9 protein-coding genes are annotated in these 12,764 nt (G+C 56.2%); 2 read left to right on the top strand and 7 right to left on the bottom strand.

All coding sequences use genetic code 11. The features are described 5' to 3' along the window. Positions 1-2: 2 nt before the first annotated feature. Genes BED41_RS13265 through BED41_RS13240 form a run of 6 tightly spaced genes read right to left on the bottom strand, consistent with a single transcriptional unit; the run spans position 3 to position 7,837 of the window. A complete protein-coding gene (locus BED41_RS13265) occupies positions 3-1,007 on the bottom strand; it encodes a KpsF/GutQ family sugar-phosphate isomerase (RefSeq protein WP_066747265.1) in 1,005 nt (334 codons plus the stop codon). Positions 1,008-1,009: 2 nt separating this feature from the next. Continuing rightward, positions 1,010-1,870 carry a 3-deoxy-8-phosphooctulonate synthase gene (kdsA, locus tag BED41_RS13260; protein WP_066747262.1) on the bottom strand — a complete coding sequence of 287 codons (861 nt, stop codon included), beginning with the start codon at positions 1,868-1,870 and terminating at the stop codon, positions 1,010-1,012. Positions 1,871-1,887: 17 nt separating this feature from the next. Then, a complete protein-coding gene (gene lpxK / locus BED41_RS13255; RefSeq protein WP_066747259.1) occupies positions 1,888-4,146 on the bottom strand; it encodes a tetraacyldisaccharide 4'-kinase in 2,259 nt (752 codons plus the stop codon). Between the two features lies 1 nt (position 4,147). Continuing rightward, positions 4,148-5,911, bottom strand: a complete 1,764-nt coding sequence (locus BED41_RS13250) for an ABC transporter ATP-binding protein (RefSeq protein WP_066747256.1) — start codon at positions 5,909-5,911, stop codon at positions 4,148-4,150. Beyond that, a complete protein-coding gene (locus BED41_RS13245; protein ID WP_066747254.1) occupies positions 5,904-7,037 on the bottom strand; it encodes a lipid-A-disaccharide synthase in 1,134 nt (377 codons plus the stop codon). Before BED41_RS13245 ends, BED41_RS13250 begins: the two co-directional genes overlap by 8 nt. Further along, entirely contained in the window at positions 7,022-7,837 is an 816-nt protein-coding gene (locus BED41_RS13240; protein ID WP_066747252.1) for an LpxI family protein, read from the bottom strand. The genes BED41_RS13245 and BED41_RS13240 overlap by 16 nt, the downstream gene beginning before the upstream one ends. A gap of 659 nt (positions 7,838-8,496) precedes the next feature. Here BED41_RS13240 and BED41_RS13235 point away from each other — a divergent pair. After that, positions 8,497-8,940, top strand: coding sequence for a transposase (locus tag BED41_RS13235; protein WP_019263345.1), 444 nt, complete (start codon positions 8,497-8,499; stop codon positions 8,938-8,940). Continuing rightward, a complete protein-coding gene (locus tag BED41_RS13230) occupies positions 8,934-9,806 on the top strand; it encodes an IS3 family transposase (protein ID WP_367593407.1) in 873 nt (290 codons plus the stop codon). The genes BED41_RS13235 and BED41_RS13230 overlap by 7 nt, the downstream gene beginning before the upstream one ends. A gap of 479 nt (positions 9,807-10,285) precedes the next feature. On the opposite strand, the gene BED41_RS13225 is transcribed toward BED41_RS13230, so the two are convergent. Next, positions 10,286-12,706 carry an Ig-like domain-containing protein gene (locus BED41_RS13225; protein ID WP_066747250.1) on the bottom strand — a complete coding sequence of 807 codons (2,421 nt, stop codon included), beginning with the start codon at positions 12,704-12,706 and terminating at the stop codon, positions 10,286-10,288. Positions 12,707-12,764: the final 58 nt, after the last annotated feature.

The following is a 12,764-nucleotide window of genomic DNA, read 5'->3' as shown; positions in this document are numbered from 1 at the left end:
AGCTAGGCCACCCCCGCCTTAAGGATCTCGTGGATGTGGACCATGCCGATCGGCTTGCCGTCCTGTACCACGATGAGGGCGGAGACCTCCCACTCTTCTACGATGCGCACCGCCTCGACGGCGAGCCGTTCCGGCCCGATGACGCGCGGGTTCTTCGTCATGGCGCGGAAGACGGGGAGTTCGAGGCCCTCGAGCCCCTCTTTTTCGATGAAACGGCGCAGGTCGCCGTCGGTGAATACGCCGGTGAGTTTGCCCTCGTCGTCGACGATCGCCGTCGCGCCGTAGCCTTTGCTGGTGATGTCGAATAGCGCGTCGCGCACCCTCGCGTCCTGCTTCGTTATCGGCATCCTGTCGCCGCTGCCCATCAGGTCGGAGACGCGCAGCAGCAGCCGCTTGCCGAGCGAGCCGCCCGGGTGGAAGAGGGCGAAGTCCTCCTTCTGGAGGCCGAGCAGCAGCGTAGACATGCCCGCCACCGCGTCGCCGAGCGCCATTTGCAGCGTCGTGCTGCTGGTTGGCGCGAGCTTCAGCGGGTCGGCCTCGGATTCAACGTGGCAGTTGAGGACGATATCCGCCTCGCGCGCGAGCGTCGATTCAGGGTTGCCGGTGACGGCGATGATCGGCGCGCCGAGCCTCTTGAAATAGGGGATGAGCGCGATCAGCTCCTGGGTCTCGCCGCTGTTGCTGAGGAAATATCCGACGTCTTCGCGGCAGACCATGCCTAAATCGCCGTGCGCTCCCTCCGTGGCGTGGAGGAAGAAGGCCGGTACGCCGAGCGATGCGAAGGTCGCCGCCGTCTTGCGCCCCACATGCCCCGATTTGCCGAGGCCGGAGACGACGATGCGTCCGCGGCAGCGGCTCACGAGGTGGGCGGCGGAGGCCATCTCCGCACCCATTCTCTCGGTCGCGCTTTTGAGCGCCTCCGCCTCTTTGAGCATGATATCTCTTCCGGTGGCCAGCAGCTCCTCGGATGAGAGTTTCTTTTCTTCGCGTTCGTACGGCAGATTCATCTCTATTCCTCCGACCAGTCCAGCGCCGCGAAATCTATCTTTTCGCGGACAATCTTATCTATCTCGTATGTCTGGCGCAGCACCTCGCGCACCTTGGAGAGCGGGATTGAGTTGGGGCCGTCGCATTTCGCGGCGTCGGGGTTCGGGTGCACCTCCATAAAGAGCGCGTCGATGCCGAGCGCGGCGGCGGCGCGGATCAGCGGCAGCACGAAGGAGCGGTCGCCGCCGCTGCAGGTGCCCTTGCCGCCGGGCTTCTGGACGCTGTGCGTCGCGTCGAACATCACGGGACAGCCGAGCGCGCGCATGACGGGCAGCGAACGGAAGTCCACCGAGAGCTCGTGATAGCCGAAGGCCGTCCCGCGCTCGCAGAGGATGACATCCTCACAGCCGCTTTCGCGGCACTTGCCGACGACGGCGCCCATGTCCTCGGGGGCCATGAACTGCGCCTTCTTGACATTGAGTGGCTTGCCCGTCTTGCTTGCCGCCGCGAGCAGATCTGTCTGACGGCAGAGGAAGGCCGGTATCTGCAGCAGATCCACATGGCGCGCGGCGATCTCCGCCTGGCCTGGCTCGTGGATGTCGGTCACCACGGGAACATCCGCAAGCCGTCCGATCTCCGAAAGCCATTCGAGTCCCGTTTCTATCCCCGGGCCGCGGAAACTTGTTATCGAGGTTCTGTTGGCCTTGTCGAAAGAGGCCTTGAATATGTAATTGAAACCAAACTCCGCGCAGTATTTCTTCATCTCGCGGGCGATCATCAGCGCTTCGTCAAAGGTGTCGAGCACACAGGGACCGGCGGCGACAGTCAACCGCGCGCCTCCTACCGTGATGTCCCTCACCCTGACCTCTCTTGCGGTTTTCATTGCATTCAGCTCCTTATCTATTTCTCCAGCGATTCAAGATAATCCCTGTATCTTTCATATACGCGGCAGCGCGTATCCCAGCCAAGCTCCTCCGCGCAGTACTCTACCACCTTTTCAAGCGCGCCGGTGCGTCCGAGGTTTTTCATTCCCGCCTCCTGCATGGAGCGCCGCAGTTTATTGTCGGAGAGTATTGTCCAGGCGGCCTCGGATAGCGCCTCCGGCTCCGCGGGGACGAGTATCTCCGCCTCGCGCAGCAGCTTTTTTTGGCGCAGCTTCCCGCGCTCTATTATCGATACGACCGGAATTCCCAAGCCGGCGCAGAGCTGGTTCGCCGTGCCGCCAAGCCCGATCAGCAGCTCCGCCCCGTAGGCGACGGCGGCGACCGGTTCATAACATACCGTCACGCTGATCTCTTTGGAGAAAAGTTCCGTCCCGTCCTCCGAGAGCTCCCAGCCCACAAGATTCTCCGTCATCTTTTTGATGTCGATCGTTGGCGCCGGGACCATCACGAAGCTGCACTCCATCTTCGCGGCGAGCAGCGATACCGTATCAAGTATCAGTTTGATATCCTCATAGGCGCGTGGCCGGCTCCCCGGCAGCAGCAATATCTTCGCGCCGCGTTCGCCCCAGACGAAGGCCGGGTTCTTAACCTCGTCGAGCAGATCCATCACCGGGTTGCCGTAAAAGACCGCCGGCACGCCGTCCCCGACGAGCTCGCGGGCCGTCTCCTCGTCACGTGTCCAGACGAGGACGCTGCGCCTGCGCAGCAGCCACTTTTCTATCCATAGGTGGCCGCTCAGGTGTACGGTCTTCGCGGTGGCGACCAGTATCGGCTTCATCCCCTGCCCCCAGAGGACGCTGGCGAGCAGGTAGACGTCGCCGACGCAGAGCGGCGTGCGGTACTTGCCGAGCAGGGAGCGCATCCGGTCCCGCTGTTTTCTGATCGAGCGGCCGAGGCCGTGGCGCAGGTCCCGAAACAGGTCGGTAAGGTGGTATTTTACGACGCCGCCGCTCGGCATCTCCGCCGGCGGCGAGACGACGCGGATGCCGTTCAGCGAGTATGGTTTGCCAGAACCGACAAAGGTGAAGGCGTCTATCTGCGCGCATTTAAAACGTTCGATGAGCTTCTTAGCCAGCACGAGGCCGATGGCGTCCTCGCCGTGGCCGTTGGAGGTGACGAGGAAGGCTGGGCGCAGCCTCTCCATTATCTTTTTGCGAAAGGCGAGCGGGTCGTGGAGCGAGACGGCGATCGAGGGCACGTAGAGCGGGCGGTTCAGAGAGAGCTCCCGCGGCATGTTCATAAGATCTTTCTCCGTACAGATGAAGCCGTCGGCTTCGCTCTCCTCCGCGAGCGCGTCCAGCTCCGCCAGCTCCTCCTTCGTCAATATATGGTGGTCTCTGTAGGTGCGGCGCAGCGCGACGCCGACGCCCATTTCTTCAAGGAAATTATAAAAGCCGCCGGGATTTCCGATCGCCGAGACCGCGATGTAGCGGCCGCGCGGCAGGAATCCTTCGGGAAGTTTCTTCTCTCCCTTGGGCGTGATCTCCATCCATCTTTCGAGTTTTATATCGGCGGTGAATATTTTATCCGGCTCCACATATGGGGCTAGCCTTTTCTTTATCGCCTCCCCGGCTCCCGGGGCGGCCTGATTGGCCTTGGTGAGCACGACTATATCCGCGCGGCGGAAAGCCGACATCGGTTCGCGCATGGAGCCCGCGGGTATCACCTGCCCATTGCCGAAGGGGCAGGTGGAGTCGACGAGAACGATGTCGACGTCGCGTCCCATCTTACGGTGCTGGAAGGTGTCGTCCGTGACGGCGACCTCCATGCCGAGTGCGGCGAGCAGCTTCACGCCCTCGATGCGGTTGCGCGAGACGACCACCTTGGTATCCGGCAGCCTTTTCGCGAGCATCAGCGGCTCGTCGCCCGCGAAGTCGCGGCGCGTGCTCTTGCCGTCCTGCCCGATCCAGAGGGGCGGGTGTTCCTTGGTCCGGTAGCCGCGGCTCACAAGTCCCGCCTTTATTCCCGCTTCGGCAAACTGGCGGACGATGTATTCGGCCATAGGGGTCTTATTGGTGCCGCCGAAGCTGTTGTTGCCGATGCTTATCGTTGGCAGTATCGGGTCGGTGACGGAGAATATCCCACGGTTGAAGAGGCCGATGCGCAGCTTCATCCAGGCGTGCGTAACGAACTGGCACGGATATAAAAGGCTCCACGGCGAAAACCGGCTCTCGCCGCGCGCGTATTTTAAGTAGCTGCGCAAGATTTTCGACATTTTAGCCCACTTCCGTGTGTTCTCCGTTGCTTGCTGCGAATAACCTGTAATAGTGTCCGCCGGCGGCCACAAGTTCGTCGTGAGTGCCGGCCTCGGCGATCTTTCCGTCCCTCAATACCAGAATGCGGTCGGCGTCGCGTATCGTTGACAGCCGGTGCGCGATGACGATGGAGGTACGTCCCTCCATCGCGTTGTGCATCGCCTCCTGCACCTGCTGTTCGACGAGCGCGTCAAGCGACGAGGTTGCCTCGTCCATTATCAATATCCGTGGGTCGCGCACGACGGCGCGCGCGATGGCGACGCGCTGGCGCTGCCCGCCTGAGAGCGTCACGCCGCGTTCTCCGACCTCGGTGTCAAAGCCGCGCGGCAGCGTCATGATGAAATCATAGATCCCGGCCATCTTAGCCGCCCGCTCAAGGCTCGCTTTCGTCATGCCGCGGCATCCGTAGCCGATATTATAGGCCAGGGTGCCCTTCATAAGAACGGGATCCTGGGGGACGACGCCTATCTGGCGGCGGTATGACTTTAATTCAAGGTCGCGAAGGTCTATCCCGTCGACCTTGACGGCGCCGCCCTGCGGGTCGTAAAAGCGCATCACGAGGTCGGCGATCGTCGATTTTCCCGCCCCGGTAGGGCCGACGATCGCGACCTTCTCGCCCGGTTTTATCTCAAAAGATATGCCGTTGAGGACATGCTTTGAATCGTTATAGCGGAAATCGACATTTTCAAAGCTCACGTGTCCCTTCATCGGCGAATGGACGACGGGGTGTTCGGTGAGCGGCACCTCGTTGGCCTCGTCCAGTATCTCAAAGACGCGGTCGGCGGAGGCGGCGCCCTGCTGTATCGTGCTGACGACGCGGCTGAGCACGCGCACCGGCTGCACGAGCAGGCCGATGTAGGTGAGGAAGGCGATGAGGCCGCCGGCGGTGAGCTTCCCGCCGATTACGTTGCGGCCGCCGATCCAGAGGATGGCGGCGAGCGCCGCGATGAGGATGACCTCGACGATACCCTCCAACGCGCCCCGTACCTGTGTTCCCTTCATCACCGCTTTAAAGTGAAGATCGCTTTCCTCCTTGAACCGTTCGTATTCCTCCTCCTCGGTGGCGAAGGAGCGGACGATCTTTATCGACGAGACCGCCTCCTGCGCGATTGCGGCGACCATTGCGAGGCGTTCCTGGATCACCGTGCCCACCCTGCGCAGCTTCGACGAGGCCTGGTCGATGGCGAATACCGCTATGGGGATCACCATGAAGGTGGCGAGGGTCAGCCGCCAGTTGAGGAAGAGCAGCAATCCGATGATTCCGACGAAGGTGATGCCCTGCACGACAAAATCTACGACCACCGAGGCAAGGATATTCTGCAGCGTCGACACATCGTTCGTGATGCGCGAGAGGAATTCGCCGGAGCGCCTGCTGTAGAGCGTCAGCAGAGATAGCCTCTGCGTGCGGTCATAGAGCTCGAGGCGGATGTCGATGACCACCTTTTGCCCCACCCAGGTCATGAGATAGAGGTTGGCGTAGGTGAATACGGCCTTCAGGATATAGAGAAAGACGACGCTGAAACAGAGAAGGTTCAGCATATAGGTCTCCTTGCGGATGAGCACGTCGTCAACGACGTTCTTTATGAGCCACGGCGGGGTGATTGCGGCGATCGCGGACAGCGCCATACAGATAACGGCGTAGATGAGCCGTTTTTTATAGGGGATGCAGTATTTTAGGACCCTCAGATAAGAGGACCATTCATTTTTATCGGTAAGTTTAAGCATTGGCGGCGGCCTCCATTATGCGCCTGCTCCAGAAATCATATACTCCCTCTTCGCCGAGCGTGAGCAGGGTGCGTTTCATGGTCTTTTTTATATTTTCGCGGAAGTCCCCGCCGTCCTCCAGCCATGCGAGGGTGTGTGCGAGGATGTTCTTCACAGTGGCCTTTTCCTGCATCAGTTCGGGGAACATCTCTTCTCCCGCGAGGATGTTGGCCATCGCATAATAGGGCGTCTTGACGACGCAGCGGCCAACGAGCGCCGATATCGGGTTCAGCTTGTAGGTGACGACCATATAGCAGCCGAGAAGCAGCGATTCGACGGTGATCGTACCGCTGGCGCCGACGGCGCAGCGTGCGGCGGCCATCAGGTCATGGCCGGGGCCGTCGTAAAAGAGGATGCCGTCCCTCGTGAACTCTTCTATCATATCGCCGCGCACCGCAGGGTTGAGCCCAGGCGCGACGGAGAATACCGGCTGCCAGCCCTTTGCCGCAAGTATGCCGGCTACCTCGCGCATCATCGGGAGCAGTGCCGTTACCTCGCTTCTTCTGCTCCCCGGGAGGAAGGCCACCAGCCGTTCGCGGTCAAAGCGTCCCGCGAGTTTGGAGGGCTCGGCGGCGAGCCTGCCGAACTCTTCGACAAGCGGGTGGCCGCGCCAGTGGCTTGCGCAGCCGCGTGAGAGCAGATATTCGTGTTCAAATTTAAAGAGGGGCAGACATTCGTCCACGTTGCGGCGCAGGTCTTCCGCGCGTCCGCTGCGCCAGGCCCAGACCGAGGGCGGCGAGATATAAAAGATACGTCCCCGATAGCCGCGCGAACGCAGCTTGGAGATCAGATGCATGTGATAATCGGGGCTGTCGCAGACGATGACCGCCTCGGGCGCGGTTTCGAGAATGCGTCTCACCATCTCGCCGCGCAGCGCGATGATCGAGGGGATGGCTGATAAGACCTCCATAAGGCCGAATAGCTGCAGACGCTCGCCGGGCCATTCGACGCGTATCCCCGCCTCCCGCGATTCGACGCCTCCCATACCCCAGATATCGCCGCTGTAGCCGCCGGCGCGCAGCCTCTTAGCGAGATTCGCGGTGTAATGGTCCCCCGACGCCTCGCCGGAGCTTATAAAGATCGACAAACTTCGACACCTATCACGGAGATATTTTCCTTTTTAGCGACGGCCTGAAACTCTTCCGGCTCCAGGATCAGCGTCCATCCCGCGTGGAGCGCGAGACAATTCAGTTTTGCCTGCGCCATGTGGCGCAGCGTGTCGGGGCCGACGGTGGGGATGTCGTAACGCTCGTCCTGGTCTAGGCGCATCATCTTGGCGACCGTGCCGCCCTTGCAGAGGGAGCCGGCGCGCAGCAAAGTTGCGTCTGTTCCCTCCATCGCCTCCACCGCGACCACCGAACGTTTGTTGACGATGACGGTCTGTCCGAAGGAGAGCGGCACCACGGCTTTGCAGATCGAAAAACCGTAATCGGCGTCGTCCAGCTCCTCCTTGGTCGGCGTCCGTCCAGCGATATGCCCGCTCTTCGCGAGCAGGTCGGGAACGATGTCGCGGTAGCTGAGCACGCTGAACCCCTCTTTCTCAAGGAAATCGACGATCGCCCCGAGGATCGAATGGTCGTCTCGGAAGAGCAGCCCCGCGAGAAAACGCTGCGTGGTGAGGTCGAAGAGCGAGGGCTTGAAGACGAGAGTCTTCGACACCGTTCCCGCCATAATGATGCTCTTCACGCCGCGCTTCTTCATGTCCTTTATCGTAAAGCCAAAGTCTGGTTTAGTAATGTTTATAACGTCAAGCGCGTACTTAGACAGCTCGCCGATACTCTCCCTGATAGAATAGACGACAGGCGGATTGCAGTTATCCGTCAGCCTGCTTGCTATCACAACGGGAAGCGATCCCTCGCCGGCGATAAGAGCTATCTGGTTATCCAAAACGATTCCTCCCAAAGATACCGGCCGCTGCGCCGGTGAGAACTGCCTCTATAGATAATTCTCACACAAAACCACCATTAGAGGCATTTTAAATAAAAATGCCGCAAGACATTACGTAAGTATAGCATAAAGAGCCGCTTTTGCAGCTTACGGCCGCCGTCTAAAACGGGGTAAACGCATCAGCGAAAGTCAGAAATGATACAAATCGGCGTTTATAAGCACGATTTGCGTCATAAAATGGGGGCTCCGAATCCTGCGGCAGGCGCATCCGCATGCTGCGGCAATATGGATGATTTGAAAATGTTCCCGCCCTGTGGCGGGAACATTGCCTTGCAATCACTGTATGAAGATACGGTTCCGGTATCGGAACCCCCATTTCATTTAGCAACTCGCACTTCTGATGAACAAACTAAACGAATCACACAAAACGCAAAAGCCTGCGTTTTGGTTCTCTGCTTATAAACGCCGATTTCCTTTGGGTGGGAAAAGAGATAAATAGCGATTTAGCTTTGAGAGGGTAAAAAATAAATAGCTGTTTAACCTTTCTTTTGACTTTGCCCTTAAAGGCGCCCTCTGTTGAACAGCATCCCGAAAATCGGACATCCAAATAAAGCCCCTGGATTATAATAAAACTAAATACATATAAAGGGGGATCTTCTATGCGTAAACGTAAAACGGAAGAAAGAATAAGAGCAATTGAGATGCACAAACAGGGAATTCCACGAAGGCGGATTGCTGAAGAACTTGGTGTTAGTCCTGATTCTGTTAAAACATGGATATCTTTATATAAGAGCGGACAGAAGGACTTACTGGATGATACAAGGAAAAAAAGAACCTACAGCAAGGCTGTAAAACTTGAAGCTGTTTCGGCTCATTTAGAAGAGGGACGTACTATGGTAGATGTTACCTCATCTTTTAACATTTCAAGTCCCTCTCTTTTAAGACGATGGTGTAAGGAATTTATCGAACAAGGGGATATTTCTAGTTCAAAACAAGACTGTCCAGATAAGAAATTGGAAGTTACAAATAGCATAGAAAAGATCAAAGAGCTGGAAATGCAGGTCGACGTATTAAAAAAAGCCTTAGAGCTGCAAAGGTGGTGATAGAAAGAAATATTAAATACAGAATCATTTTTGAATTTTCAACAAAACATTCTGTCTGTGGAATGTGTAGATTTTTGTCCGTATCACGCTCTGCATACTACAGTTGGCTAAAGCGGCGTGAAATGGAAGATAAAGACGGACCTCTCATAGAAGCAATAAGAACGGGACAGAATATCAACAAAAACACTTATGGGTACAGGCGAATGACTCTGTGGCTCAACAACTTCATTGGCATTCATGTAAACAATAAGAGGGTAAGGCGTGTTATGAAAAAAGCGGGACTTCAAGCGGAAATAAGAAAAAAGAAAAAGTTTAAAGTGATGTCAGGAAATATCCACAGCTATGAGAATATCCTGAACAGAGAATTTCGTTCCGACAGACCAAACCAGAAACTGGTTACTGATATCACATATATACGAACAAAAAAGGGGAATATATTCCTCTCCATGATAAAAGATCTCTTTGATAATTCCATACAGGGATATCAAATCAGTCGTAATAATAATATTAAGTTAGTAACCGATACATTGAAGAAAGCATTTGAAAATAATAATAAGGTGGTCGCTGATGGACCAATCCTCCACAGCGACCAGGGGTTTCAATATACAAGCCATGCATATTTCAACCTGACACAAAGATACGGACTCAAGGTCTCGATGTCAAGGAAAGGAAATTGTTTGGATAATGCATGTGCAGAAAACTTCTTTAGTCACATTAAATCAGAACTCGTCAACCGAGTAAAATGGGAGAACTACGAGGAGGCCAAAGATGCCATAGACGAATATATAAGGTATTATAATAACGACAGGATACAGATCAAATTGAAAAAGGCTCCGATGCAATATCGAAGTCTCTTTATTGAATAAATTTTTGATACCCTTGGGAGCTTTTATAGCGTTGTCCGGTTTGCGGGACTCTGTTCATGTGAGGGAGCTGGCTTGGCGGTGTTTTTCCGCCAAGACTGAGGGAGAGTTGACCTTAGGTTCTTCCGCGGCTTTTGCCGCGGGCTCTGTTTTGTGCGGTTTCCGCGCCAAACAGAGCAACACTCCTTCCGTCAGCCGCCAAAAGCAGGCGGCCGACACCTCTGATGTAACTACCAGCCGAATCGCACAAATCAGAAGAACTCTGATTTGGCTCCCTGGCCGCCTCACAGAGGGCGGCTGTAAGGGCAAAGTCAAAAGCTAAACCGTTATTTATCATTCAGCTTAGCGCAAAGCTTTGGCCTTTATTTTGCTGCGTCCGCATGTTGGGGACGCTCTTTTCGCTGAATGCACAAGAAGAAAGAGGCGGAGTTTCCCGTCCGCCTCTTTCACTGAACCTACTGTTTGGTGCAGATTTTATACGTTTACCTCTTGCGTCTCGCCGCCGCGAGCGGCAGCAGCGCCAGCAGTGCTAAGACTCCCATACCCGCGGAGCAGCCGCTGCTTGAACCGCCGGATGGTTTCGGCGCCTTCGCCTCGTTCATCGCCATCGCCACGGGGTCGATTACGCTGCCCATGGTTTTGTCGTAGTCGAACTCTCCGTTATCCTTGACGAAGAGTATGAGCGTGTATGTCGCCGTCGGATCGATCTTGTCGGTAAAGGCGAGGTTGTTTCCATCCGCGTTTTTGAGCGTGAAGCTCTGGTCGGCGTAGCCGGCCGGCTCCGCAGTATAGCCGAACTTCGCGCCCGTCTCGTCTTTAAGTATTTTGATGAGCGTGATGTCGCTGACTATATTGTTTGCCGCCGCGCCAAGCTGCGCGCCGGTCGTCTTCATCGCGAGGGCCGCGACTTTGCCGTCGCTAATCGTCGCCGTGATAATGGGCAGAGTTACGATCGTCTTCGGAGCCACCGCCGCGTCGTCCGACATTACGGAGGCCACGGTCTTCTTGGCGATCACTGGGTCGACTGTGATATTGCCGTCGGCCGTCGCGGTGAAGAATTTTACCGGAACGTCCGCGCTCGCCGCGAGGGCTGTGGTGTTCTCCGCCGTCGCCGAGGTGATGACGGGGGTCGCCGGTTTCACATCTGCCGGTACGTCTTTGTCCTTGGTCACGGGGTTATCCTTTTCAGTTATGACGGTCGGCGTTACGGGAGCCGGCGTCGGCACCGGGTCCGGAGCCGCCGGGTCTTCGACCGTCACGGTGCAGCCGGCTTTTGTTTCAGACGCGGTACCTGTTGCGGATACGACAGTCAGCCCAGCTTTTACCGCCGTGACGTTGCCGTCGCCGTCAACCGCCGCAACGGTCGGGTCGCTTGAGGACCATTGTACCGCCTCGTTCTTTGCATATGTGGTAACCGTTACCTTGCCGCTCTTGCCGACTTCAAGGCGAAGCGTTGCCGGGGTAACCGCTACTGGTGTATTATCGCATTTTACGACGAGCGTCTTGCCGTCGCTGCTCCACCCAGCGCTCTTAACTCCGAGGGCTCCGCTGGCGTCGATCTTAACGGCACTGGCGTCGTCGGTAAACTTAAGCGGAGATGCCTCTCCAAAATTGTTCCAGTTGCCGGTGAGCTTGATTGTATCCGCATCGAACGCAGCTTTGGAAAGTCCGGAGATCTCGGAGTTCGGATCGACTTCCACGCGGTCAAACGAGGTTATGGTTACCTTTGAGAAATCCGCTTTGACCATATTAAAGACAAGAACGCTGTCTCCCGATGTCACAGATTTGCCGCCGTTCAGCTCAAAGCCTTTGAACTCTGCCGGCGTCTTTGTGATATTCACAAAGTTGACCGCAGCATTGCCGCCGACGCCGCTGTTCGTCTTTGCGGGGTCGGCTCCGGCAAAGATCTTTACCGGCGCGGTTATGGCCGCCAGGCCGTCGTCCCCGATTATATTGACAGAGGCGTCTCCGCTTACGACAGAAGACTTAACGTCAGACTGCCTTGCAAACGGGCCGCCGTAGATATTGGCAGAAATCGTGCCGCCGTAGATACTCACGCTACTGCTGCCTTGAACCATAGCCTCGGCCACTCCGGAGCCGTTAGCTGCGCATCCGCCAATGACCCCCCATGATAAGCCTGTAATTTTGCCTCCGTTGATGACGACGCTTGAATTTCCCTTCATCTTGGGTTTTCTAGTGTCGTACGCGTAACACCCGCCAATCATGGCAGTCCCCTTAAATTCGCCGCCGTTTATTGTAAGCAGGCTGTCGCCGTGAAGGTCCCCGTTATAAGCCGGACCGGCAATCAGGTATAAGTATGACCCGCCGTGTTTGCCTGAGTTAAAAGTCATAGACGTATTGCCCATGACGGTTCCGTCTCCGGCCCCTAAGAGCAGGGCGGTCGTGTATAACTCATCATCGTTATTTCCGACTACGCCAAAAGAGGAATCAACATTCCCATATACGGTTCCGTTGCTCCCCATGGTACCCGTCCCGCGGAATGCGTCGCCGCCGCCGCAAATTTTATCAGGCGATTCCCAGCCGATTTTTCCGGAGCTGAAATTAAACTTAATATTTCCGAAGATCTCTACATTAGTAGGAGAGCCTGATGTATAGTTCCAACCTGCGAATGCGGCGATCGCGTTTTTTGCGTTTATTGTCAGGGCGTCCTTCGTGTGATCGCCTGACTTTGCGTTTGCCTCATTATCGGTGAATATTTTTACTGGTGCAGTGATAAGGTAAATATATTGCGGATTTTCATTATTCAGGTCAACGGTCACGGGCTTGTTCGAATTCTCTGTGATCGAAGCAAAATTACCCGCGACAGCCGCGCCTGCCAACAGACACGCGGCTATCAAAGAGATTGCTGTGATATACCATGAACTTTTTTTTGATACTTTCATTATCTTTCCACCTCGCTGTAAGCTCTCAATTTTCTCAATGATGGATATAACGCCGACA

Source organism: Cloacibacillus porcorum (assembly GCF_001701045.1).
GTDB classification, from domain to species: domain Bacteria; phylum Synergistota; class Synergistia; order Synergistales; family Synergistaceae; genus Cloacibacillus; species Cloacibacillus porcorum.
This window is presented reverse-complemented; position numbering and strand designations above follow the sequence as displayed.

What these genes read in the sequence shown, in the direction of transcription:
- BED41_RS13235 (WP_019263345.1), top strand. Translation starts at nt 8,497, where the DNA reads ATGCGTAAACGTAAAACGGAAGAAAGAATAAGAGCAATTGAGATGCAC.
- BED41_RS13225 (WP_066747250.1), bottom strand. Translation starts at nt 12,706, where the DNA reads ATGAAAGTATCAAAAAAAAGTTCATGGTATATCACAGCAATCTCTTTG.
- BED41_RS13265 (WP_066747265.1), bottom strand. Translation starts at nt 1,007, where the DNA reads ATGAATCTGCCGTACGAACGCGAAGAAAAGAAACTCTCATCCGAGGAG.
- lpxK (WP_066747259.1), bottom strand. Translation starts at nt 4,146, where the DNA reads ATGTCGAAAATCTTGCGCAGCTACTTAAAATACGCGCGCGGCGAGAGC.
- kdsA (WP_066747262.1), bottom strand. Translation starts at nt 1,870, where the DNA reads ATGAAAACCGCAAGAGAGGTCAGGGTGAGGGACATCACGGTAGGAGGC.
- BED41_RS13250 (WP_066747256.1), bottom strand. Translation starts at nt 5,911, where the DNA reads ATGCTTAAACTTACCGATAAAAATGAATGGTCCTCTTATCTGAGGGTC.